The following is a 22,632-nucleotide window of genomic DNA, read 5'->3' as shown; positions in this document are numbered from 1 at the left end:
CCGCGATCAGCGCAGGTTGATGGCGGTCTGCAGGACTTCGTCCTGAGTCTTGATGGTCTGGGAGTTGGCCTGGTAGGCACGCTGGGTGACGATCATGTCCACCAGCTCACGCGCCATATCCACGTTGGAGGACTCGATGGCGCCGGACTCGATGCTGCCCAGCAGGCCGGTGCCCGGCGCGCCGACCAGCTCCTGGCCGGAGGCCTGGGTGGCCGACCAGGCGTTGCCGCCTTCAGCCTTCAGGCCCTCGGGGTTGCGGAAGTTGGTCATGGCGATCTGCCCCACCGCCGCCGATTGCTCGTTGGAGAAGTTGCTCATGATCGTGCCATCGGCCTCGATACTGATGCCCACGAAGGCACCGGAGGTGTAGCCATCCTGCTGCAGATCGGTGGTGCGTGAAGTGTTACCGAACTGAGTGAAGTCCGAAACATCAATATCAAAATCTAAGCCATTGGCTCCATTAGCCAACGCAAGGTCAACTTCGATGGTGGCGGGATCATTAGTAATTTGGCCGTTACTATCAAAATTCAACGTGGTAGCCCCCGCCATCTCGCCGTCAACAGTAGCGGTGGTACTCCATGAACCAGCGCCCGTTTTTTGAAAGTAGACAGTCGTATTTTTCGGATTCCCTAGCGAATCATAAGCGGTGAAATTACTAGAAAAGTGATAGGGAACTTTGGTTCCACCAATATCGACTTCATTCAACTCATTATCTGTAACACGCGAGTCAAGGTTGGCTACCATGCTCACACTTTCCGTTGCCTTCGCTTCTAGCTCTGCTGTGCCGACCTGCAATACTTCTGGCTGCCCGCCAGCCTGAACTTCACCGCCAACGGCCCCAAACCCCATGATCCGCGCCCCCTGGGCGTTCTGCAGGTAGCCATCGGCGGTCATGGAGAGCTGGCCGTTGCGGGAGTAGACCACTTGGTCGTTCTGCATGAAGCGGAAGAAGCCCTGGCCGCTGATGCCGAGATCGAGCGCGCGGCCGGTGCTCTCCAGATTGCCCTCGCCGAAGTCCTGGAGCACCGCCGACATGCGCGTGCCCAGACCGATCTTGGAGTTGGCGAAGACATCGGCGAATTGGGCGCTGCTGCTCTTGAAGCCCACGGTCTGGGAGTTGGCGATGTTGTTGCCCTGGACATCAAGGCTGGAGGCGGCGGCATTCAGGCCGCTGAGCGCTTGTGAAAAACCCATGGTGTTATTCCCTCTGCGTAAGCCGAACTATTTTTTAAAGCGTTAGAGAATCTGCTTGATGGCGGACAGGCCGACCTGGCCCTGCACGGCGCCCAGGTCCAGGGCGAAGCCGCCCTTATCGTCGGTGGGCGTCACCGCATTGACCATGGCGTAGTTCAAGGCGTCGATGGAGAGTTCCTTGTCACCCTGGGTCGCCTCGAGACGGATATTGTAGGCACCGTCGGGAGCGAAGCTGCCCTGGTCGGTCTCACCATTCCACTGGAAGGAGGAGACCCCGGCATCCACAGCGCCGATGTCATAGCGCCGCACCACTTGGCCCGCGCCGTCGGTGATGGTGACCTTGACGTTCTCGGCCGGCTCGGCGAGCTCCATGCCGAACGGCGTGGTATTGACGTTGCCTTCGCCATCACGCCCCACCAGCACTCGATCACCCGGCACCAGCACGCCCTGGCCGATCAGGCCGGCGGCCTCCAGGGCACGTCCCGCGTCGATCTGGCTGCCGATGCCATGCAGCGTCTCGTTGAGATCCTCGATGCCATTGAGGGTGTTGATCTGCGCCAGCTGGGAGACCATCTCGCTGTTCTCCATCGGCTTCAGCGGATCCTGATTCTGAAGCTGCGCCACCATCATGGTCATGAAGTTGTCGTTAAGCGCCTGGGAGTCATTGGCGCCGGCCCCGATACCGCCACGCCCCGCCGAAACGCCATTGATGCCATTCAGCACGCCGCTGTCGATCGTGGTGGCCATGGCTTACCCCTCACCCAGCGTCAGCGTCTTGAGCATCAGCTGCTTGTTGGTGTTCATCACCTCGACGTTGGCCTGATAGGAGCGCGAGGCGGAGATCATGTTGACCATCTCACCCACCGGGTCGACGTTGGGCATGGTGACATAGCCCTCCTCGTCGGCCAGGGGGTGCTCGGGGCGGTACTCCAGGCGCATGGGGGATGGGTCCTCCACCACCTCGCGCACGCCGACACCGCCGATGCCCTCCCGCGACTGAGCGCGGGTCTCGAACATCACCTGACGGGCGCGATAGGCCTCGCCGTCGGGGCCGGCCACGCTGTCGGCGTTGGCCAGGTTGCTGGCGGTCACGTTCATGCGTTGGGACTGGGCGCTCATGGCCGAGCCGGAAATCTCGAAGATGGAGAACATCGTCATGCACTCGCTCCTGGTTGTTCGGGCTGCTTATTCGGGCTGCTTATTCAGGCTGCATGGCCTTCTTGAGACCCTGAATGCGGCTATTGAGAAGGGTCAGCGCGGCCTGGTAGCGCACCGAGTTGTCGGCGAACTGCGCGCGCTCCACATCCATGTCCACGGTGTTGCCGTCGAGGCTCGGCTGGGCCGGGACACGATAGAGCAGATCGCGCGAGCCGAGCGAAGTAGCGCTGCTCTCGAGATGGCGCTCGGAAGTGCGCGAGAGCGACAGCCCGTGCCCGGTACGGGAGGCGGCCTGAGAGAGGGCGCTGGCGAAATCCATGTCGCGGGCCTTGTAGCCCGGCGTATCGACATTGGCGATATTGCTGGACAGCACCTTCTGACGCTCCTGACGAAGCCCCAGCGCCTGCTGGTGGAAATTCAATGACGCTTCGAGCCGGTCAATCATCCCCTCTCTCCCGAGTAAAGCTTTCCTGGACGATGAAGGTTATTGCAGGCACTGTCAGACCAAAGGTTGGAACAGCACTCTTCAAAACGCCTATTTCAAGCGATACGCCACCAGGCTTGCGACCTAGAATCGCATTACGCCCCGACACCCACTTTTGATACCCTGGCATGACTCCATGATTGGCATCTTCTGGTCGGGCCACGCTTGGCCGGGCCATGCTTGGCCACGACCCCTCTGGCTGCTGACACCGCTTCTGCTACTGGCACTGCCCCTCATCGCCGGTGCCAACGAACGCCTGATGCTGGAGCGCGTTCACACACTGCTCTACGAACGAGCCAGCCAGCTGGGCGACGAGGTGGTCATCGAGGTATCACCACCAAGCGCACGGATGGGTGAATGCGACAACCCGTCCCCCTTCCTGCCCAACCCCGAAGCCCGACTGCGCAGCCGGGTCTCGGTCGGGATTCGCTGCGGGGAGGATGGCCGCCGGGTGCGCTATCTGCAGGCGACCATCGACATCACAGGCAGCTATGTCGAGGTGGCGAGGCGCCTCGACCGAGGCGAACCAATACGCGCGAAGGACCTCACCCTGCAACACGGCAATCTGGGCCGCCTGCCTCACCACACCGTCATGACGCTCGAAGAAGCCATCGGCCAGCACGCCACTCGCCCCCTGACGCCGGGAGTCACCCTTCAGGCGCACCATATCCAGACACCGCGGCTCGTCTATCGCAATAACAGCGTGCAGGTGGAGGCTTCCGGCACCGGCTTCCGGGTACAGCGCGAGGGCCAAGCCATCGACGAAGGCGGCCTGGGTGACAGGGTTCGGGTCAGGCTTCCCGGCCGACGCATCGTGGAGGGAGAGGTGGTAGGCCCGGAAAGAGTCGCCGTGGACTTCTAACACCGAAACGACCACACTGAAATGGCTCTTCGTCGTTGGGCTAAAGCTTCGCCCGAAACGGCCGATAGCCTGCGTAACGCACCCCTCACGAGGCCAACCACCGTGAAAATCAACCATCAACACCCCAACCTGACTCGCCAGACCCAAATCGAGTCGCGCCAGGAGACACAGAAGGTGCCAGGCACCCAGGGTGGCAAGCAGCAGGATACCGGCCCGGCCAGTGTGACACACCTGAGCCAGGCCGCCACTGACGCCAGTCAGGATATCGACGGCGCCCGTGTCGAAGAGATTCGCGAAGCCATCCGTGACGGCAAGCTAGATATTCGTGCCGAACGCATCGCCGACGGCCTGATCGCCAGCGTCCAGGATCTGCTTGACCAGGAAAACGGAAAGCCATGAGCCTATCACGCCTCCTGCAGACCCAGACCACACGGTTGAAGGAACTATCGCGCCTGCTTGCCCAGGAACAGGAGCTGCTGACTGCTGGCCAGATAGAAGGCAGGGCACTGGAACAGGTGGCCCAGGACAAGCAAACCCTGCTGGACGCCCTGGCAACCACCGAGAAGAGTCGCCTCTCCATTCAGGACCGACTAGGCTACCCCACTGACATCGAAGGCTCTCGCCAGGCGGCCGAGGACGCCGGGTGCCTGGAGGAGTGGCAAGCCATGCTGGAGCTGACACGGGTGACGGCACGACAGAACCAGCGCAATGGATACCTGATCAGCACCCGCGCCCAACACAATCGACAGATGCTCGACTACCTGCAGAGCATCGCCGAAGCACGCCCCTACACCGCCAAGGGTCGCCATCTCGCCGGCAGCGGCCAACTCAACGCCTCAGCCTGAGGCCGAGAACCGCAAACCAATCGCAAGGCGCCCTGACACCCATCGGCTCGGCGACACGCCCCTCTGAATCCGAGACACACCGTAGCGCCCCATCACCTCTCTGCCGCGCCACCCCCTCGATAGCCACCGCCGTCGCCTCGATACCGGCACATCCAGGCTCAAGTTTTCTGCGCAAGGACCGATATCTGGCCCAACCCCAATATGATGAGCAACGCATGAGGCAAGGATGTCGCAGAGCAGTGATGGCTACACACGTGTAGAGCGCCCCAATGAGGTCGAGGCTCTTCTGGACGCACTCATGGAGCCAGGAGGGGCCTCACTGGAGATGCAGGGAGCCGGCGGCAAGCCGGAGCCCGTGCTTCTGGTGGAGCAGTCACCGGGCGAGTCGCTAACCCTGGATATCAGCGCCATACGCGAACTCGCCATCGCGCTACGCCAGGAGCACTCCTTCCGCATCCTCGGGCAGATCAGTGGCAAGATGGTGCGCACCCCCGCCCTCACCGCTCAATCCTGCCACGAGGAGAACGGCCGGCTCCTCTGCGTCAGCGTCTACCCCCACCACCTGGAAGAGCTTCAACGACGTTCCTCATTTCGAGCACGGCTGCGGCTGGGAATGGAGGTCGGCGGCATCCTGCGCAATGACCAGGGGCACTCGACTCAGGGGGACCTCAAGGACCTGTCCCTGGAGGGCTGCCAGCTCGAAATGCCCCTCACGGCTAGCGGGTTACTCGCCGAAGCCGACCAGCAACTGGACGTGGAGCTCTGTTTTCCGGATGGCACACGCTTCCAGGGTGCTGCCGAGCTTCGCCATCAGCAAGTCGATACGGAACGCCAGAGCCTGCGGGTAGGCTTTCGGTTCAAGGCCGTCACCCCCGACAAGGAACGGCAGCTTTGGCACCTGGTACGCGAGATCGAGCGCGAGGCCGCTCGCTATGAAGACGGGAATGAGACGTCGCGCCTGCCCTCACTGCTCTTCCAGACCAGCACGACGTCTCCCCCAGGTATCAGCAGGCGCAATATCGAGGCCTATGCCACGCCGATGGCCAAGCGACTGGCACGCGTCGCCGGCTATCTGGATGCCCAGGTGCTGGAGCTTCAGCAAGGCGGGATGATCGATTCGGTACAGCTCTCCCGGCATGCCGACCGCTTGCTGCAGCTCCACGATGAGGACCGCAACGCCCTGCTGTTTGCTCCCCGCTGCCTGCCTCACGAGTCACGACTGGTGCGCCACTCGCTCGCCGTGGCCATCCAGTTGCTGAATCTGGCCGGCCTCGACAGAATCCCACGCGACCTGCGCAAGGGCATGATCGCCTGCGCGATGATTCACGACCTGGGCAAAGCCCTTCTTCCTGCGGAGCTCCTGGACGCCAGTGCACTCGATTCAGAACAGCATGCACGCCTTCAGACACATGTCCGACTGCTGATCGATCGAATGGGTCGCTGTCACTGGCTATCGCGCAGTGTGCTGGTCTCTGTCACCGAGAATATCAACGAGCGACTCGATGGCAGCGGGTACCCTGCTGGCCTGCAGCATGACAAGCTCCATGAGCTGGCACGTGCCGCCGCCGTCGTCGACGTTATCGAGGCGATGCGACGTGATCGGCCGGATCGCCCCGCCCACCGTATCGATGATGTCTATCGCCAACTCCTCTCCAGGCCCGACCGATTCGATCAGAAGTGGGTCAAACGCTATATCCAGCGCTTTGGCCTGCACCCGGTGGGCTCACTGGTGCTGTTTGCATCGGGAGAGATGGGGTGGGTGCAAGGCCTCGATGCACAGAGCCTCCCCAACCGTGTCCAGATCACCCGCAAGGCGGAACCCCCAGGGCAGGATCTCGGAGAGGTCATTGAAGGGGATGTCACGCGACAGCTGGGCGAGATTGTCCACGAGATTCCGATCTCCACCTAGCAGGTGACGCTAAAGTCGCCCGCTTCGGCGCCGATAGTTCGAAATAATAGCGCAGACATGTGTTGTTCTTGCCACTGCAAACTCTGTCACCTGACATACTGTATCAAGATGGCCACATCATATGATGCCCGCACCACCTTTAAGCCGTCACAACCCAACAGGAGCGACCAATACCATGTCAGCCATGCGAGGAGCCGCATATGGGCGCGGCGCCAATGCCTACGCCCGGATCAGTGTCGAGAGTGGCGTCATGTCCGCCAGCCCACACCAGCTCATCGTGATGCTGTTTGATGGTGCCATCGCCTCGATCCGGACTGCCCGCATTCACCTGGAAGCCAACAACATCGCCGAGAAAGGCAAGGCTATCTCCAAGGCGATGGATATTATCAACAATGGCCTGCTGGCCGCCCTGGACGCAGAAAAAGGAGGCGAGATCGCCGAACGTCTGGCCTCGCTCTACGACTACGTAATCCGCCAGTTACTCGCCGCCAATCTGCACAATGATGTCGAATGTCTGGATCGAGCCGAAGCGATCCTCAACGATATTGCCGGTGCCTGGAAAGAAGTTGGCGAACCAATCGCTGCCAAGGAGTGATGATCATGCCGACCGACACCACATCATCCCAAGGGGTAATAGCTGCCTACGAAACCATGCTGCTACAAACTCGACGCATGCTGGAGGCGGCACATCGGCAGGAATGGGATACCTTGATCACATGCCAGACAGAGTATGTGCTGCAGACTGAGCACCTCAAGAAGCTGGACGAAGCGGTAACGCTGACAGAGGCGCATCGCCAGCAAAAGGCTGACTTGATCAAGAGGATCCTGGAGAACAATCTTCAATTGCGTGACCAGCTGATGACGCGTCGTGAAGAGCTGGGCGAGCTGATCGACACCTCCCGGCAACAGCGCAATCTCAGCCGCGCCTATGGAGTGCCGGCGGGTGGCCGTCAGGCCTCCTACCTGGACAGCCATTCGACCAATAAAAAGGGCCTGTGGTGAGTGGAATCACACCGCTGCTGGACACCCTGCTCCACCAGGTGCTGGGGAAGCGGGCTGACACGCAACCGCCACGGGACTTGAACCAGCCGGTCAGGCCGACCTCTCCGGCAGATGCACCGCGGGCCCTGCATAGCGACTCCCGACTGGATGCCCGCACCAACACCACTTCGACGCTGGGCACTAATCGCGCTTCACCCCAGGCGACAGAGGAGTCGATCACTTCGGCTCGACAGCCTGCCGTATCGGCGACATCCACACAGACCCACCTGAGCAGCTCAGGCCGTACCATCGCCGATCTACTGCTACGCTTCCCGTCCCCGCCATCCGTACTGTCAACCCGGTTACCGCTGGTCGCCTCGGGTCAGTCAGCCGATGTCAGCCATGTCGCCTCCCGTCTTGAAAGCAGCATTCGCGATAGCGGTCTGTTCTACGAGTCCCATCTGAGTCGCTGGTACAAGGGCGAGCTCCCGCGCCAACAGCTGGAGCGAGAGCCACAGATGTGGCGTGCACTGCGCTTTTCACCCGCTCCTTTACCGGAGACCTCCAGCTCGCAACAAAGGCGCCCCCCCCTTCTCCCGGGCCTGCAACGATCTCATCCGGCGAACTCCTCCTCAACGCTCCCGGCCCCACCCTCACCCGCCGACAAGACTGTCGCCACAGCCGGCCCCGCTACGTTACAAGCGCCGGCTTCACAGGCGGCGGCAAGTCAGCATGCTGTGCGCGGCGAGAGCAACGATGCCATCATGGCGCGCTCTCCACAGGCCGGTGCACAGGAAGCGATACATGAGAGCCTTCAGGGCATCGTGCGTCACCAGCTTGAAATGCTAGTGACCCCGGCACTGCGCTGGGAGGGTGATGTCTGGAGCGGCCTGTTCATGGCCCTGCTGATTCAACCACCGACAGGGCACCAGGCGTCGAGAGATGGCGCAGAGGATGATGCACCAGAGGGAGACTCGCAGCGCACCTGGCGCTCGGATATCGACCTCGATCTCGAGGGTATCGGTAGAATCAAGGCCTCGGTATGGATGCAGGCCTCGCGACTCGAGATCGACATGCACATCATCCATAACGACACGCTCGAACGCCTTCAAGCCGGCCTCCCTGCCCTCAAGGCTCGACTGAACGCTCATGGCTTCGAGGAGGTGAGTGCTACCCTTGCCCCCCTGGCGAAAGAGACTCCCGATGCCCAGCCATGAATCGAACAGGAGTCGCCGCCAGGCCGTCGCCCTCGCCTACCGGGATGCTGACGATGCGCCAAGGGTGGTGGCACAAGGGTATGGCGAGCTCGCCGAGCGCATCATTCACGAGGCCCAGAGGCAGGGCATCCATGTGCATGATGCTCCTGAGCTCGTTGGCCTGCTGATGCAGCTGGATCTGGACGAGCGGATCCCTCCCAACCTCTACCAGGTTATCGCTGAAATCCTGATATGGGTATACGAAAACAGCCAAGAAGAACCCGATGGTATAAAAAAGCGCACAAAGTAACGTTTTGTAACCTTCCGCCGTACGACCGGCCATCGATTTCTTTATGTAACCAATTGAATATATTGTTTTTTTATAAAAACCATACCCCTGCCTCTTATTTTAATCTCATACTTTTACCCCCCTGGGTCAATTGCTTAATCTTATATAATGACCACAATGGTTCCGCGACATGCCGCCAGCGACAGCAGCGGCCCATAATCTACTGGCCGCCATGCGGCCTGAAAAAAGTCGTCAGGGAACCATGACATCCAATTCATTCTGCGCAGAGATCCAGGAACTGAATCTCACCTACTTGCTGTTGGCCCAACGCCTGATCAGCGATGACCGTGACGAGGCGATGTTTCGCCTGAAGATCAGTAGCGAAACGGCCGACCTCATTGCCGGGCTGGACGCCCGCCAGCTAAGCCAGCTGGCACGCACCAACCAGCTGCTCTGCCACTTCGGCTACGAAAGCGCGGAACAGCTGCGCCAGATAACCGACAACCCACGCCCACAAGGCCTTGCGTCACTTCACGCTGCACTGCTGATGGCCTCGACACACCATGACGAAGCTTCAGGTAAGTCCAATGAGTGACAAGAGTCTTCTCAAGGAGATGCAGCAGGTACAGCTTGCCATCGACCTGATCGAGCTGGGGGCCAGGCTCCAGGTGCTGGAGACGGAGACCAGCCTGAGCCGAGCACGCCTGGTACGGCTATTCAAGGAGGTCCGCGGCATGTCACCCCCCAAGGGGATGTTGCCCTTCTCCACCGACTGGTTCATTACCTGGATGCCCAACATCCACTCGTCGCTGTTCTACAATATCTACCTGGGGCTACGCGAGAGGCAGGGCTGTGAACGCATGACCGCCTTTATCAAGGCCTACCGCCTCTATGTGGAGCAGATTGGCCACGACGAGATGGAGGTGGTGCTCGGCCTGACCCGCGCCTGGACGCTCGTTCGCTTCTTCGAAAGCGACCTGCTGCAACTCTCCACCTGCAGACGTTGTGCAGGACACTTCGTGGCCCATGCACACAGCCCTGACCACGATTACGTATGCGGCATCTGCCAGCCCCCTTCTCGCGCCGGAAAGACACGGCGGAGTCGCAGCCCCCGCAGTCGTGACATTGAGGCCAGATCACCCTGCAGGACACAGGCCTCCCGCCACGTCTGAGCCGCCCTGCGATCCGTTGAAGCCGGCTTCAACGGATCGAACTTTTCACGCGCGCCTCAAGTCCACATCCCGCCCGCCGATAACCCTGAAAGGACTCAACTCATGTCTCGATCAAGGGATAGCGGCTGTGCTGATACCCATCGGTTATCTGGTAATACTACTTTCTGTATTCGGCGGCTTCGTGCTGGCGGGCGGCAGTCTCGGCCCCCTCTTCCAGCCCACGGAGTTCTTGATGATCGGCGGCGCCGGCATCGGCGCCTTTATCGCCGCCAACAACGGCAAGGCCATCAAGGCGACATTCCGTATCTTCGGTCGTCTACGCCGCTCCAAGCGCTACGACAGGGCGCTCTATCTGGAACTGATGGCGGTGCAGTACAAGCTGCTGGTCAAGATTCGTCGCGACGGCATGCTGGGCATCGAGCGCGATATCGAGGCTCCCGAGGAGAGCTCACTCTTTGCCGAGCACCCGCGGATCCTCGCCGACCCCACCATCATGGCCTTTCTCACCGACTACCTGCGCCTGATGGTCAGCGGCACCATGGAGCCCCTGGAGATCGACGAGCTGATGCTCCACGAGATAGAGGCCTTCGAACAGGAGGCCCATATTCCCGCCGATGCCATCGCCAAGGTCGGCGATGGCATGCCGGCCTTCGGCATCGTTGCCGCTGTCATGGGGGTGGTCAAGGCACTGAGCGCGGCGGATGCCGCCCCCGACCAGATGGGCCAGATGATTGCCCACGCCCTGGTCGGCACCTTTCTGGGGATTCTGCTCGGCTACGGGTTCATCAACCCGCTCGCCAGCCGCGTGGAGCGCCAGACCAAGGAGGTGGAAAAGGTACTGCAGTGCATGCGGGTGACCCTGATGGCGAGCCTGCACGGCTATGTTCCCCAGCTAGCCGTCGAATTCGGACGCAAGGCCCTGCATAGCGAGGAGCGCCCCGGCTTCTCCGAACTGGAAGAGTACGTACGCGGCACCAGTGGCGGCGAAGGCAGCGCATGAGCCAGAACCGTCGACCCATCATCATTCGACGCAAGAAGGTGATACACCGGCACCATGGAGGCAGCTGGAAGATCGCCCTGGCTGACTTCATGACCGCACTGATGGCCCTGTTCCTGGTGATGTGGATCCTGTCGCAGGCGTCACAGACGCAGCGAGAGGCCGTCGGCGAGTACTTCCGCACACCACTGCTGACCGCCATCACGGGGGGCAGCGGCCAGGCACAAAGCAGCAACATCATTCCCGGTGGAGGACCCGATGCGACCCACTCCGATGGCGAGCGTGCCCGTATCGACCTGCGCCAGCAGACCCGGCCGAGCGATGTCCAGCGGCGTGCATTTCGCGACCTTCAACAGCGTATCGAGACCGCCATCAACGCCGATCCGGACCTCCGCAAGCTGCGTCATCAACTGCGCTTCGAGATGACTCCGGAGGGGCTGCGCATTCAGCTGCTGGATACCGAGCAGCGTCCCATGTTCGAGCTGGGCAGCAACCAGGTGGCCCCGTATATGCGCGACCTGCTGCGGACCATGGCCCCCCTGCTCAACGAGCTGGATAACGACCTGAGCATCAGTGGCCACACCGACGGCCTTTCCTACCTTGACGGCTACCGGGGTTACAGCAACTGGGAGCTGTCCACCGACCGCGCCAATGCCTCTCGTCGGGAGCTGACTGCGGGCGGACTGGCCCCGAACAAGCTGCTGCGAGTATCGGGATTTGCCGACCGGGTACCCATAGCGGACACAGAGGCCATCGACCCGATCAACCGACGAATCGAGCTGCTGGTGCTGTTCGACGAGGTCGCCGAGCGGATCCGTCGTCCCGGCACGCTCAACGGTGCGGGGGAACCGTCCCCCCTCAGCCAGCGCACCAGGCAGGTCGACACCGCCCCGGCAATACAGTTTATCGAGAGCCTGCAGGGCGCACTCGGGGCAGACTAGGCCCGGTACCGGGCACCACACTTTCAGGGCAAGGGTTTGCGCATGGATATCACCGATTTCTATGACACGTTTTTCGAAGAGGCAGAAGAGCTGCTCGCCGACATGGAGCGTCATCTCCTCGAGCTGGATGTCGAGGAGCCGGATGCCGAGCAGCTGAATGCCATCTTCCGTGCGGCCCACTCCATCAAGGGCGGCGCAGGCACCTTCGGTTTCGACATCCTGCAAAAAACCACCCATCTGTTCGAGAACCTGCTCGACCATGCTCGCCGCGGTGAAATGACGCTGCGCCGCGACATTATCGACAATTTTCTGGAAACCAAGGATATGTTGAACGACCAGCTCGACGCCTACCGTAACGGCGAGGAGCCTGACCAGGAGGCCTTCGCCCGCATTTGCCAGACACTGCAACGGCTGGCGTTGGAGGAGATCGGCCAGGGGCTCGAGGGCGCAGAGGCCCTCCCCCTGCCTGACGAAGCGGCATCTTCCCAATCGGATACCCCCCCAGAATCAAAGCAGACAGAGGTGGGGGGAGAAACAGAGGCAGACATAAAGGCAGAGACAGAGCCTGGCCCCGCCGACGCAGCGCATGAGGCGACTCGGCCTGCCACGGGTGAACAGCAGCTGGTGGTGAGCCTGCTCGGTGTCAATGACCGGGACCGCGCTCTCCTGGTCGAAGAGCTCGAGCAGCTGGGTGACGTCCAGAGTCAGCAGGGCAACCCGCAATGCTATGAGATCGTCCTGACCACCGCAGTGACTCCAGACGATATCGAGGCGGTCATGTGCTTTATCGCCGAGCCAGAGCAGGTGCAGATCCGCCTCGACGACGGTGAAGAGGCGACGCCTCCACCCTCCTCCGCTGCCCCTGAGGCTGCCGATACCACTCTCGAAGATGGGGCAGCCGGCGATGAGGCACCGCAGGACGACATGTCAGATGCCGCCTCACCCGCCGAAGCCAAGTCCCAGCCTCCCGCCAAGGCCGGCTCGCCCAAGCGAGGTAACGCGAGATCGAACAAGGGGAAAAGCACCGAGTCCAGTTCGATCCGCGTGTCAGTCGACAAGGTCGATCAGATCATCAACCTGGTCGGCGAGTTGATCATCACTCAGTCGATGCTCGACCAGACCGTCAGCGAGATGGACGGCATGAGCAACAGCAATCTGCTCAACGGCATGAACCTGCTGCAGCGCAATGCGCGGGACCTGCAGGAAGCGGTGATGTCGGTGCGCATGATCCCCATGGACTTCGTCTTCAGCCGCTTCCCCCGGGTCGTCCGCGAGACCTCGGCCAAGCTCGGCAAGGAGATCGAGCTGGTCACCGAAGGCGAGTCCACCGAGCTCGACAAGAGCCTGACCGAACGCATCATCGACCCGCTCAACCATCTGGTGCGCAACAGCCTGGACCACGGCATCGAGCCACCGGAGGCGCGCGAGGCAAACGGCAAGCCCCGCATCGGCAAGCTGACCCTGTCGGCCCGTCATCAGGGCGGCAATATCATCATCGAGGTGTGTGATGACGGTGCCGGCCTGGACCGCGACAGGCTACTGGACAAGGCCCGTCAGAACGGCCTGCCGGTCTCCGACACCATGAGTGACGATGAGGTGTGGCAACTGATCTTCGCCCCTGGCTTCTCCACCGCCAAGGCGGTCACCGACGTCTCCGGTCGCGGTGTGGGCATGGATGTCGTCAAGCGCAATATTCAAGGCATGGGCGGCCAGGTGCAGATCATGTCATCCCCCGGCCAAGGCACCACCATCCGCATCGTGCTGCCACTGACCCTGGCGATCCTCGACGGCATGACGATCAAGGTGGGCGAGGAGGTCTTCATACTGCCGCTCGCCACCGTGCTCGAGTCGCTGCAGCCATCCTCCGCGGACCTCTACCCCATGGCGGGTGACGATGTGGTGCTCAAGGTGCGTGACGAATACCTGCCGGTGGTGGCGGTTCACGAGGCGCTGGATGTCGCCGACGCCAAGACCGAGTTCAACGAGACCATCGCGGTGATCGTGCAGGGCGAGGGACGCCGCTATGCCCTGCTGGTGGATGACCTGATCGGTCAGCAGCAGGTGGTGGTCAAGAACCTCGAGACCAACTACCGCAAGGTACCCGGTGTCTCCGCCGCCACCATCCTGGGTGATGGCAGTGTCGCCCTGATCCTCGATATCCCCGGCCTGCATCGTCTCAATCGCGCCAAGAAGGAGGCGCGGCACCAGCAACGTTCCGACCACAAGCACGACCTCTATCACGATCCGGAGCGTCGTCTCCAAACCGAAGGAGAAGCCTCATGAGCAACCTCAGCAATCCTGGCCTCGATGCCGCCACCCTGGAGGCCCAGAGCCGCGAGTTCCTGGTGTTCTCGCTAGGCGAGGAGGAGTACGCCATCGATATCCTCAAGGTGCAGGAGATCCGCGGCTACGAGAATGTCACCCGCATCGCCAACGCCCCGGAGTTCATCAAGGGCGTCACCAACCTGCGTGGCGTGATCGTGCCCATCGTCGACCTGCGTATCAAGTTCCGCCTCGACAAGGTCGAATATGGCGGCCAGACGGTGGTGATCGTGGTCAATGTCGCCGACCGCGTGGTCGGTATCGTGGTCGACGGTGTCTCCGACGTCATGACCCTGACGCCGGATCAAATCAAGCCGGCGCCCGAGTTCGGTGTCACCCTCTCCTCGGACTTCCTAAGCGGGCTGGGTAGCCTGGAGGACCGCATGCTGGTGCTGGTGGATATCGACAAGCTGCTGACCAGCGACGAAATGGCCCTGGTGGAACAAGCCAGCGAGTAAGACGGAGCCGGAGCACACATGCGACAACTCACAATGACAAAGAAGCTATGGGGATCACTGGGCATTATCTGGGTCGGCATGATCTGCCTGGTAATCTGGGGCGCCTGGGACAATCGTCAGACAATGCTCGAAGAGCGGCGCAACGCCCTGGGCGATTACGTCGATATGGCGGTCAACCTGGTAAAGGACCACGCTCAGCGTGCCGACTCCGGCGAATTGCCACTGAGTGAAGCCCGGACGCGCGCCGCCGATGCGGTGCGCGAGATGACCTATGACGAGGGACGCGGCTACATCTACATCTTCAACGGCGATTACGAGCTGCTCGCCCACCCCCGCCTGCCGGTCGGCACCTCGGTACGTGACTTCCAGAACGAGGAGGGCCGCTACCTGTTCCGTGAATTCGTCGAGGACGTGCGCACCGACGACGGCGTCGTGGATTATCTCTGGGCGCATGCCTCGGTAGAGGACGCCCTGGCAGAAAAGTCCTCGCTCAACACCCTCTTCGAGCCCTGGGGCTGGTATGTGGGCACCGGGGTCTATATCGACGACATCGACGCCGCCTTTATCGCCGGGCTGACCCAGAGTCTGCTGGCCCTGCTCGGGGTCGGTATACCGCTCTCGCTGCTGATGGGACTGGTGATCCGCAGCGTTACCCACCGCCTGGGCGGCGACCCCAGCTATGCAGCCGAGGTGGTCAGGCGTATTGCCGAGGGCAACCTCGATCGTCAGGTCAAGCTCCGCAAGGATGACCAGACGAGCCTGCTGTTCGATATCGAACGGATGCGCCGCCGCCTCGACGAGACCATCGGTCATATCCACCATGGTACCGATGAGGTCAATAGCGTGGTCGAGGAGATCGGGGCCGGCAATGACGAGCTTGCCACCCGCACGGAACAGCAGGCCGCCTCCCTGGCCGAGACAGCATCGAGCATGGAACAGCTCACCGCCACGGTCCGTCAGAATGCGGAACATGCCGGCAAGGCCAGCACTCTGGCGCAGGAAACCACCGGCAACGCCGAGCGCGGCCATGCTGCCATGGGGCGTGTCGCCGGGTCGATGAACGAGATCAACGACAGCGCCTCCCGGATGTCAGGCATCATCGACACCATCGACTCCATCGCCTTCCAGACCAATATTCTGGCACTCAATGCGTCGGTCGAAGCCGCTCGAGCCGGCGAGCATGGTCGTGGATTTGCCGTGGTTGCCGAGGAGGTACGCAAGCTCGCCAGCCGCAGCTCCGAGGCCGCCGGCGAGATCAAGACGCTGATCGAGGGGGCGGATGCCAAGGTGACCGATGGCACCCAGCTGGTGGAGGAGAGCGGCGAGATCATCTCCGGCATGGTGCGCGACATCCAGCAGCTGACCACCCTGATCGGCGAGATCTCCGCCGCCTCCGAAGAGCAGTCCCAGGGTATCGAGCAGGTCAATCAGGCCGTCACCCAGATGGACCAGATGACCCAACAGAACGCCGGCCTGGTGCAAGAGCACACCCAAGCCTCGCAGCGACTGACCCACCAGTCCCAGCGCCTACGCAATCAGGTAGCCCACTTCCAGCTGAGTACTCGTCAGACCGAACCGGGGCGTCATGACGCCACCCGGCCGCGCGGAATACTGAGCCAGCCGCTGCTGCAGACCCCAGGGGCGCACGACATGCCGCCACCGCCACCCACTGACGAATTAGGGATGAGAACGTGAAACGACTCGATAACATGACGGTTCGCCTCAGCTGGAGCCTGGTACTGGCACTGTTCTCAGTACTGGTTATCACGCTGGGGGGACTGGGCCTGTATGCCGCACGCCACAGCGAAACGGTGCTGCAGACCCTAAACGAGGTCAATGTCGACCAGCAGGCTGCCCTCAACCGCACCAATACCCAGATGCTCCTCACCCAGCTCGCGCTTCGTGATCTGCAGGCGCGCCTGCTGGACAGCGATGTGCCCCAGGAGCGCGAGGCCGTTCAGGACCAGGCCGAGGCGCTGGAGAGCCAACTATCCAGGATTGAGTCCAGCTTTCAGGCGTTTCTGGCACTACCGGGAGGTGATAAACGGGAGGCCATGATCGACGCCATGCAGGCGAGCTTCATCCGCCTGCTGGATAACGGACTCCGGGCCCAACAGCAGGCGCTGACCGAAGGAGATGTCGAGCGATTTCAGGCCCTGGCTCCCGACGTCGAGCAACTTACCGAGACCTTCTACAACGCTGCGGTCGACTTCTTCGTCGATGCCGAACGCAGTGGTGCGAGCCTCTACGCTGACTTTACTGACCTGGTCGACATGCTTGAGTGGTTGATGATTGTCGGCCTGGTGGTCGCCGCTGGCAGCGTCGTGGTCGTGCTATGGGGAGTGACCGCCAATGTTATCCGTCCGCTGAGCGAGCTGGTGGGCTACTTCGAGAGGATGCAGCAGGGCAACCTGGCGCAACGCATTCCGAAGCTCGGCAACAACGAGATCGGTCGGCTCTACGCCGCCATGTCCGCCATGCAGCAAGGTCTCGCCGACACCGTCTCGACCGTTCGTGACAGCAGTAACGCCATCTACCTGGGGACTCAGAGCATTGCACACGGCAACAACGACCTTTCCGCACGCACCGAGCAGCAGGCCTCCTCCCTGCAGGAGACCGCCTCGAGCATGGAGCAGCTCTCCTCTACCGTGACCCAGAACGCCGACAATGCCGGCCAGGCCAGCCAGCTGGCCGCGAATGCCACCCAGACGGCACGGCAGGGAGGCAGCGTCGTCAACGAGGTGGTCAGCACTATGCATGATATCAGCCAGAGTTCCCAGCGCATTGCCACGATCATCGGGACCATCGACAGCATCGCCTTTCAGACCAATATCCTGGCACTCAATGCCTCCGTCGAGGCGGCTCGTGCCGGTGAACATGGCAAAGGCTTTGCCGTGGTGGCCCAGGAGGTCGGAAACCTCGCCAAACGCTCTGGCGATGCCGCGCATGAGATCCGCGGCCTGATCGAGGCTTCGGCGAGTCAGGTCGAACGTGGCACCACCCGCGCCGACCAGGCCGGCAAGACCATGGAGGACATCGTCACCTCGGTGCAGCGCGTCAGCGACATCATGGATGAAATCGCCTCTGCCTCGAGCGAACAGAGCAGTGGCATCGGCCAGGTCAATGAGGCCGTCACCCAGATGGATCAGGTGACGCAGCAGAACGCCGGTCTGGTGCAGAGTGCCGCCAGTGCCGCCAATCAGCTGGAGGCCGAAGCCAGTCGCTTGAAGGCCGCGGTCAATCGCTTCCGGCTCGAGAGCTCGACAGGAGCCGGTGCCGGCCACACCGGTAACGACATGTCGGGCGACGAACTCTCGCGATGGATGCCGTCGCTTGCCGACCGCCAGCCATCATCGGCATCACCGCCTACCCGGCAGCAGCAGAGCCAGCGGCGCAATAACGATCACGATGACGAGTGGGAGTCTTTCTAGGCTCGAAAAGTGCTCCATGACACCGTCATCACATTAAAACAGCCGCATTAAAACCAATCATTTCAGAACAGTCATTTCAGAACAATCACATCGACAAACGCTTTGTAGGGGAACAGCATGCGTAATAATCAGCCGGTCACCCAGCAGGAGTACCTGCTCGATGACGATCATTTCCTTATTTCACGTACCGACCTCAAGGGAAGAATTACCTACGCCAACCCGGCATTCATCGAAGTCAGCGGTTTCAGCCACGACGAGCTGATAGGTGCACCCCACAATATCGTGCGCCACCCCGACATGCCCGAAATGGCGTTCCAGAATCTCTGGGACACCCTGAAGCAAGGCCAAAGCTGGAAGGGCCTGGTCAAGAATCGTCGCAGGGACGGTGATCACTACTGGGTCGAGGCCAACGTCTCGCCGATCATCGAGGGAGGCGAAGTCAAGGGCTTCGTCTCCGTGCGAGTCAAGCCCTCACGCAAGGATGTGGAGCACGCGGAAGCCGCCTATACCCGCATCCGCGAAGGCAATAGTCGCGGACTCAAGTTGGACAAGGGGCAACTCAAGCGCCGTGGCCTGAGCGGCTGGCTGGCTGGCGCCAGCCTCACCAGCCTGCGTGCTCGCATTGTCACCATGGTACTCGTCGCGGGGCTACTGCTTGTCGCCAGCAGTGTTCTGGGGCTTTACGGCCTGCAAGTCTCGGGAGACCGTCTGCGCACCCTGGATCGCGATGGCCTGCAGGATGTCGCCCGCCTCCAGCAGATCGACCAGTTGACGACTCAGGCCCACCAGATGCTTTCCCGCAGTGATCGTTTCGAGCTGGTTGAAAAAAAGCTCGAGCATGCTGACCAGCTGACCGACATCGATGAGAGGCTCGAACGACTCTGGTCTGAGTTCCGTGCCCGTGACACCAACCAGGACGGCACTGCCGATACCTTCGATAATGAATTGACCGCTTACCGCCAGGATGGCCTCGGATACGCGATCTCGCTGCTACATAGCGAAGACAACTTCGATATCTTCAGCAACCTCCCTGAACACATCGAGACCATGCAGGCGCAAGGTGAGGCCCTCGCCGACAGTATCAATGCGCTGATCGCCGACAAGCAGGATAATGCCGGGGTGCTTGCCCAGCAGGCGCGCGAGGGTCAACGGCAGATGCTTATGGCGCTGGCCACCCTGCTGGGTGTCGGGGTGCTGCTGCTCGTTTTGATCGCCGGAATGACGCTACGTGCCGTGATGCGGCCCATACGCGAGTCTCGCGCCTTCACGCTGCAGATCGCTTCGGGCAACCTGATGGCAGACCCTCCCGCCCACCGCCGTGACGAGCTCGGTCAGCTGGTGGATGCACTCGATATCATGCGCAAGAGCCTCGGCAGCATCGTTAATGACGTCAATGGCGGTATCGCTATCGTCACCCCGGCTGCCCACGATATCGCGCGGGGCAACGAGGACTTGTCAGCGCGCACCGAACAGCAGGCGGCTTCTCTACAGCAGACGGCTTCCAGCATGGAGGAGATGACCACCACGGTGCAGCACAACTCCGACAATGCTCGCCAGGCAAGCGGCCTGGCCGAGGAAAATGCCAACGAGTCGGGGGCATCTGGGGAGCTGATGCAGCGTGCCGTGTCGACCATGGATGAGATCACCGCTGGCGCGCGCAGGATGACCGAGATCATCGATGTCATCGACTCCATCGCCTTCCAGACCAACATCCTGGCCCTGAATGCCTCGGTGGAAGCCGCACGAGCCGGGGAGCAGGGAAGAGGCTTTGCCGTGGTGGCACAGGAGGTTCGTAACCTGGCCAGCCGCTCCGCCGATGCGGCCAGTGAGATTCGCCAGTTGATCGATGGCTCGGCCCAGCAGATCGATAAGGGAGCGACGCTGATCCATGAGGCCGAAGCGGCCATTACCAAGGTCATGGAGGCCTCGGCTCGAGTCAACGATATCCTCGGCGAGATCACCGCCGCCTCCGAAGAGCAGAGCCATGGCATCACCCAGATCAACTCGGCCGTGGCCGAGATGGATCAGGTGACCCAGCAGAATGCTGCCCGCGTCCAGAGCTCCGCGCGGGCCGCCGGTGATCTGGAACACCAGTCCGTCATGTTGGCCAATGCCATTGCCGCCTTTCGGTTGAACGGAAGTGGCATGGAGCAGGCTCCAACGCGGAATCGTCAACAGGCAGCCGTGACTCCTGCCCCTGCTACCAGAGCGACAACGTCGCAAAGCGATGGCGCCACTGGCCTGGCGCCATCGTCAGATAGAGTCGAGGAGTGGGAGGAGTTTTGAGCGCACCAAATGATGTCACCCCGCCGGGCTCCGGGCCCGGCTGGGCAGACAGCAGGCTCGAACGTGATCTGCAGCTGACGGAGGCGGATTTCACGAAAATCCGCCAGCTCATCTACCAGCGCGCCGGGATCGTATTGGCCGAGCACAAGCGTGAGATGGTCTACAGCCGTCTCGCCAAGCGACTGCGCCACTATGGGCTGATCCGCTTCAGTGACTACCTGACCAGGCTTGAGCGACAGCCAGATGCCAGGGAGTGGGAAGCCTTCACCAACGCCCTGACCACCAATCTGACCGCCTTCTTTCGTGAAGCGCACCACTTTCCGCTGCTGGCCGACCATATGCGTGACCGCCCAGGCCGCCTACGGGTCTGGAGTGCCGCTGCATCGACCGGCGAGGAGCCTTACTCCATCGCCATGACCCTGCTGGAGACCCTCGGCCAGCAGGCGAGCCAACGCGCAGAGGTCATTGCCACTGATATCGATACCGACGCCCTGGCCAAGGCCAGAGCCGGTGTCTATCCGCTGGAGCAGGTGAGCAAGCTGGAGGAGGTACGCATCAAACGCTTCTTTCAGCGTGGCCGAGGCCCTCAGCAGGGGCTGGCACGGGTCCGCCCCGAGGTGGCATCGATGGTCGATTTCCAGCCATTGAACCTGCTCTCGCCCCGCTGGCCAGTACAAGGGTCATTCGATGCCATCTTTTGTCGCAACATCATGATCTACTTCGACAAGCCAACTCAGACGCGTATCCTCGAGCGCTTCGCCCCACTGCTCAAGCCCGATGGTCTGCTGTTTGCCGGCCACTCCGAGAACTTCTCTTACATTACCGACCGTTTCCAGTTACGCGGCCAGACGGTCTACCTGCGCCGCAACTAGCCAAGCGCAGCCAGTTTTCGGACAGAGGCTAAAGTTCTGGCGCCTGCTGCCGACATCTTCGGCACCCCCTGCCGGAGAGACTGCTCTGTCAGAACCACAGGAGATAATCACTTGAGCGCCCGTAAAATCAAGGTGCTGTGTGTCGATGACTCGGCGCTGATACGCGACCTGCTTACAGAGATCATCAACAGCCAGCCGGATATGGAAGTGGTCGCGGTAGCCCCCGACCCGATCGTGGCTCGTGATCTGGTAAAGCGCCACAACCCCGACGTTCTGACACTCGATGTTGAAATGCCACGCATGGATGGGCTGGATTTTCTCGAGCGGCTGATGCGCCTGCGCCCCATGCCGGTCCTGATGGTCTCGTCACTGACCCAGGCCGGTTCCGAAGTGACCCTACGCGCTCTGGAGCTGGGCGCCCTCGACTTTGTGGCCAAGCCTTCCCTGGGTATTCGCAGTGGCATGCTGGAGTATGCCAATGAAATCGCCGAGAAGATCCGTGCCGCCGCTCGGTCTCGCCCTTATCCCGCGCGTCGACATAACGCGCCCTCTCCCGAGCGCCTCAAGGCCCCGCTTATCTCCAGTGAAAAGCTGATCATTATCGGTGCCTCCACCGGCGGCACCGAGGCGATCCGCCAGGTACTCGAGCCCCTTCCAGCCAACAGTCCGGCCATCGTGATCACCCAGCATATGCCAGGTGGTTTTACGCGCTCATTTGCCGACCGCCTCGATCGCCTGTGCCAGATCCGCGTCAAGGAGGCCAGCGACGGCGAACGGATTCTTCCCGGCCACGCCTACATCGCTCCGGGGGATGCCCACCTCAAGCTTGCCCGTAGCGGTGCCAACTACGTGGCGAGACTGGACGATGGCCCACCGGTCAACCGCCACCGCCCATCCGTGGATGTGCTGTTCCACTCGGCTGCCACCCAGGCCGGGCGCAATGCCGTCGGCGTGCTACTGACCGGCATGGGCAAGGATGGCGCTCAGGGTCTGCTGGAAATGCGCGATTCCGGTGCCCCGACCATTGCCCAGGATGAGGAAAGCTGCGTGGTCTTCGGCATGCCACGGGAGGGGATCGCCCTGGGTGCCGCCAGCGAAGTCCTTCCTTTGATGGAGATCGCCCCGCGACTGCTCTCCCTGGTCACCGCCTCGGGCCGCGCGCAGCGTGTCTAGCCTTCAACTCTATCGACAAGCCTTACTCTCCGGGCCGTGGGGACACGGCAGCGACGCCATAA

General features: G+C 61.7%; 23 protein-coding genes. 19 read left to right on the top strand and 4 right to left on the bottom strand.

The window, feature by feature from the left end; all coding sequences use genetic code 11:
• Positions 1 to 6: 6 nt before the first annotated feature.
• From flgE to flgB, 4 genes are read right to left on the bottom strand one after another with little or no spacing between them, the layout of a single operon-like run.
• Entirely contained in the window at positions 7 to 1,194 is a 1,188-nt protein-coding gene (gene flgE, locus RM463_RS06695) for a flagellar hook protein FlgE (RefSeq protein ID WP_311429480.1), read from the bottom strand.
• A 42-nt stretch (positions 1,195 to 1,236) separates the two neighbouring features.
• Positions 1,237 to 1,941: a flagellar hook assembly protein FlgD gene (locus RM463_RS06690; RefSeq protein ID WP_311429479.1), complete on the bottom strand. Its 705-nt coding sequence runs from the start codon at positions 1,939 to 1,941 to the stop codon at positions 1,237 to 1,239.
• Positions 1,942 to 1,944: 3 nt separating this feature from the next.
• The gene (flgC, locus tag RM463_RS06685) at positions 1,945 to 2,352 is read right to left on the bottom strand and encodes a flagellar basal body rod protein FlgC (protein WP_311429478.1); all 408 of its coding nucleotides are present in this window, start codon (positions 2,350 to 2,352) and stop codon (positions 1,945 to 1,947) included.
• Positions 2,353 to 2,392: 40 nt separating this feature from the next.
• Complete coding sequence (gene flgB, locus RM463_RS06680) at positions 2,393 to 2,797, bottom strand: flagellar basal body rod protein FlgB (RefSeq protein ID WP_311429477.1); 405 nt, start codon at positions 2,795 to 2,797, stop codon at positions 2,393 to 2,395.
• A 298-nt stretch (positions 2,798 to 3,095) separates the two neighbouring features.
• Between flgB and flgA the strand changes: the two genes are divergently transcribed.
• From flgA to RM463_RS06585, 19 genes are all read left to right on the top strand, one after another.
• The gene (gene flgA / locus RM463_RS06675; protein ID WP_311429476.1) at positions 3,096 to 3,698 is read left to right on the top strand and encodes a flagellar basal body P-ring formation chaperone FlgA; all 603 of its coding nucleotides are present in this window, start codon (positions 3,096 to 3,098) and stop codon (positions 3,696 to 3,698) included.
• Between the two features lie 102 nt (positions 3,699 to 3,800).
• Complete coding sequence (gene flgM, locus RM463_RS06670; RefSeq protein ID WP_311429475.1) at positions 3,801 to 4,097, top strand: flagellar biosynthesis anti-sigma factor FlgM; 297 nt, start codon at positions 3,801 to 3,803, stop codon at positions 4,095 to 4,097.
• Positions 4,094 to 4,543: a flagellar protein FlgN gene (locus RM463_RS06665; RefSeq protein ID WP_311429474.1), complete on the top strand. Its 450-nt coding sequence runs from the start codon at positions 4,094 to 4,096 to the stop codon at positions 4,541 to 4,543. The genes flgM and RM463_RS06665 overlap by 4 nt, the downstream gene beginning before the upstream one ends.
• Positions 4,544 to 4,769: 226 nt before the next feature.
• Positions 4,770 to 6,452 carry an HD domain-containing phosphohydrolase gene (locus RM463_RS06660; protein ID WP_311429473.1) on the top strand — a complete coding sequence of 561 codons (1,683 nt, stop codon included), beginning with the start codon at positions 4,770 to 4,772 and terminating at the stop codon, positions 6,450 to 6,452.
• Positions 6,453 to 6,627: 175 nt separating this feature from the next.
• On the top strand, positions 6,628 to 7,047 hold the full coding sequence (fliS, locus tag RM463_RS06655) for a flagellar export chaperone FliS (RefSeq protein ID WP_311429472.1): 420 nt from the start codon (positions 6,628 to 6,630) through the stop codon (positions 7,045 to 7,047).
• Positions 7,048 to 7,052: 5 nt separating this feature from the next.
• Entirely contained in the window at positions 7,053 to 7,454 is a 402-nt protein-coding gene (locus tag RM463_RS06650; protein WP_311429471.1) for a flagellar protein FliT, read from the top strand.
• 743 nt (positions 7,455 to 8,197) lie between these two features.
• Positions 8,198 to 8,650: a flagellar hook-length control protein FliK gene (locus RM463_RS06645; protein WP_311429470.1), complete on the top strand. Its 453-nt coding sequence runs from the start codon at positions 8,198 to 8,200 to the stop codon at positions 8,648 to 8,650.
• On the top strand, positions 8,637 to 8,939 hold the full coding sequence (locus tag RM463_RS06640; protein ID WP_311429469.1) for an EscU/YscU/HrcU family type III secretion system export apparatus switch protein: 303 nt from the start codon (positions 8,637 to 8,639) through the stop codon (positions 8,937 to 8,939). The genes RM463_RS06645 and RM463_RS06640 overlap by 14 nt, the downstream gene beginning before the upstream one ends.
• Before the next feature lie 169 nt (positions 8,940 to 9,108).
• Positions 9,109 to 9,513: a flagellar transcriptional regulator FlhD gene (gene flhD, locus RM463_RS06635; protein ID WP_409228254.1), complete on the top strand. Its 405-nt coding sequence runs from the start codon at positions 9,109 to 9,111 to the stop codon at positions 9,511 to 9,513.
• Positions 9,506 to 10,090 carry a flagellar transcriptional regulator FlhC gene (gene flhC / locus RM463_RS06630; protein WP_311429468.1) on the top strand — a complete coding sequence of 195 codons (585 nt, stop codon included), beginning with the start codon at positions 9,506 to 9,508 and terminating at the stop codon, positions 10,088 to 10,090. The genes flhD and flhC overlap by 8 nt, the downstream gene beginning before the upstream one ends.
• A gap of 127 nt (positions 10,091 to 10,217) precedes the next feature.
• On the top strand, positions 10,218 to 11,090 hold the full coding sequence (gene motA, locus RM463_RS06625; protein ID WP_311429467.1) for a flagellar motor stator protein MotA: 873 nt from the start codon (positions 10,218 to 10,220) through the stop codon (positions 11,088 to 11,090).
• Positions 11,087 to 12,028, top strand: a complete 942-nt coding sequence (gene motB / locus RM463_RS06620) for a flagellar motor protein MotB (protein ID WP_311429466.1) — start codon at positions 11,087 to 11,089, stop codon at positions 12,026 to 12,028. Before motA ends, motB begins: the two co-directional genes overlap by 4 nt.
• 42 nt (positions 12,029 to 12,070) lie before the next feature.
• Positions 12,071 to 14,311 (top strand): chemotaxis protein CheA, encoded by a 2,241-nt coding sequence (cheA, locus tag RM463_RS06615; protein WP_311429465.1) that lies wholly within the window; start codon positions 12,071 to 12,073, stop codon positions 14,309 to 14,311.
• The gene (locus tag RM463_RS06610) at positions 14,308 to 14,808 is read left to right on the top strand and encodes a chemotaxis protein CheW (protein WP_311429464.1); all 501 of its coding nucleotides are present in this window, start codon (positions 14,308 to 14,310) and stop codon (positions 14,806 to 14,808) included. Before cheA ends, RM463_RS06610 begins: the two co-directional genes overlap by 4 nt.
• 18 nt (positions 14,809 to 14,826) lie before the next feature.
• Positions 14,827 to 16,503: a methyl-accepting chemotaxis protein gene (locus RM463_RS06605; protein WP_311429463.1), complete on the top strand. Its 1,677-nt coding sequence runs from the start codon at positions 14,827 to 14,829 to the stop codon at positions 16,501 to 16,503.
• On the top strand, positions 16,500 to 18,239 hold the full coding sequence (locus RM463_RS06600) for a methyl-accepting chemotaxis protein (RefSeq protein ID WP_311429462.1): 1,740 nt from the start codon (positions 16,500 to 16,502) through the stop codon (positions 18,237 to 18,239). The genes RM463_RS06605 and RM463_RS06600 overlap by 4 nt, the downstream gene beginning before the upstream one ends.
• Before the next feature lie 117 nt (positions 18,240 to 18,356).
• On the top strand, positions 18,357 to 20,525 hold the full coding sequence (locus tag RM463_RS06595) for a methyl-accepting chemotaxis protein (RefSeq protein ID WP_311429461.1): 2,169 nt from the start codon (positions 18,357 to 18,359) through the stop codon (positions 20,523 to 20,525).
• Positions 20,522 to 21,397, top strand: coding sequence for a CheR family methyltransferase (locus tag RM463_RS06590; protein ID WP_311429460.1), 876 nt, complete (start codon positions 20,522 to 20,524; stop codon positions 21,395 to 21,397). Before RM463_RS06595 ends, RM463_RS06590 begins: the two co-directional genes overlap by 4 nt.
• Before the next feature lie 111 nt (positions 21,398 to 21,508).
• Positions 21,509 to 22,570 (top strand): chemotaxis response regulator protein-glutamate methylesterase, encoded by a 1,062-nt coding sequence (locus RM463_RS06585; RefSeq protein ID WP_311429459.1) that lies wholly within the window; start codon positions 21,509 to 21,511, stop codon positions 22,568 to 22,570.
• Positions 22,571 to 22,632: the final 62 nt, after the last annotated feature.

It is taken from the genome of Halomonas sp. LES1 (genome assembly GCF_031846005.1).
Taxonomy (GTDB): domain Bacteria; phylum Pseudomonadota; class Gammaproteobacteria; order Pseudomonadales; family Halomonadaceae; genus Halomonas.
The sequence above is the reverse complement of the archived record's forward strand: the minus strand, read 5'-3'. Positions and strand labels throughout refer to the sequence as shown.

What these genes read in the sequence shown, in the direction of transcription:
- flgE (WP_311429480.1), bottom strand. Translation starts at nt 1,194, where the DNA reads ATGGGTTTTTCACAAGCGCTCAGCGGCCTGAATGCCGCCGCCTCCAGC.
- RM463_RS06690 (WP_311429479.1), bottom strand. Translation starts at nt 1,941, where the DNA reads ATGGCCACCACGATCGACAGCGGCGTGCTGAATGGCATCAATGGCGTT.
- flgC (WP_311429478.1), bottom strand. Translation starts at nt 2,352, where the DNA reads ATGACGATGTTCTCCATCTTCGAGATTTCCGGCTCGGCCATGAGCGCC.
- flgB (WP_311429477.1), bottom strand. Translation starts at nt 2,797, where the DNA reads ATGATTGACCGGCTCGAAGCGTCATTGAATTTCCACCAGCAGGCGCTG.
- flgA (WP_311429476.1), top strand. Translation starts at nt 3,096, where the DNA reads ATGCTGGAGCGCGTTCACACACTGCTCTACGAACGAGCCAGCCAGCTG.
- RM463_RS06665 (WP_311429474.1), top strand. Translation starts at nt 4,094, where the DNA reads ATGAGCCTATCACGCCTCCTGCAGACCCAGACCACACGGTTGAAGGAA.
- RM463_RS06660 (WP_311429473.1), top strand. Translation starts at nt 4,770, where the DNA reads ATGTCGCAGAGCAGTGATGGCTACACACGTGTAGAGCGCCCCAATGAG.
- fliS (WP_311429472.1), top strand. Translation starts at nt 6,628, where the DNA reads ATGTCAGCCATGCGAGGAGCCGCATATGGGCGCGGCGCCAATGCCTAC.
- RM463_RS06650 (WP_311429471.1), top strand. Translation starts at nt 7,053, where the DNA reads ATGCCGACCGACACCACATCATCCCAAGGGGTAATAGCTGCCTACGAA.
- RM463_RS06645 (WP_311429470.1), top strand. Translation starts at nt 8,198, where the DNA reads ATGGCGCGCTCTCCACAGGCCGGTGCACAGGAAGCGATACATGAGAGC.
- RM463_RS06640 (WP_311429469.1), top strand. Translation starts at nt 8,637, where the DNA reads ATGCCCAGCCATGAATCGAACAGGAGTCGCCGCCAGGCCGTCGCCCTC.
- flhD (WP_409228254.1), top strand. Translation starts at nt 9,109, where the DNA reads ATGCCGCCAGCGACAGCAGCGGCCCATAATCTACTGGCCGCCATGCGG.
- flhC (WP_311429468.1), top strand. Translation starts at nt 9,506, where the DNA reads ATGAGTGACAAGAGTCTTCTCAAGGAGATGCAGCAGGTACAGCTTGCC.
- motB (WP_311429466.1), top strand. Translation starts at nt 11,087, where the DNA reads ATGAGCCAGAACCGTCGACCCATCATCATTCGACGCAAGAAGGTGATA.
- cheA (WP_311429465.1), top strand. Translation starts at nt 12,071, where the DNA reads ATGGATATCACCGATTTCTATGACACGTTTTTCGAAGAGGCAGAAGAG.
- RM463_RS06610 (WP_311429464.1), top strand. Translation starts at nt 14,308, where the DNA reads ATGAGCAACCTCAGCAATCCTGGCCTCGATGCCGCCACCCTGGAGGCC.
- RM463_RS06605 (WP_311429463.1), top strand. Translation starts at nt 14,827, where the DNA reads ATGCGACAACTCACAATGACAAAGAAGCTATGGGGATCACTGGGCATT.
- RM463_RS06595 (WP_311429461.1), top strand. Translation starts at nt 18,357, where the DNA reads ATGCGTAATAATCAGCCGGTCACCCAGCAGGAGTACCTGCTCGATGAC.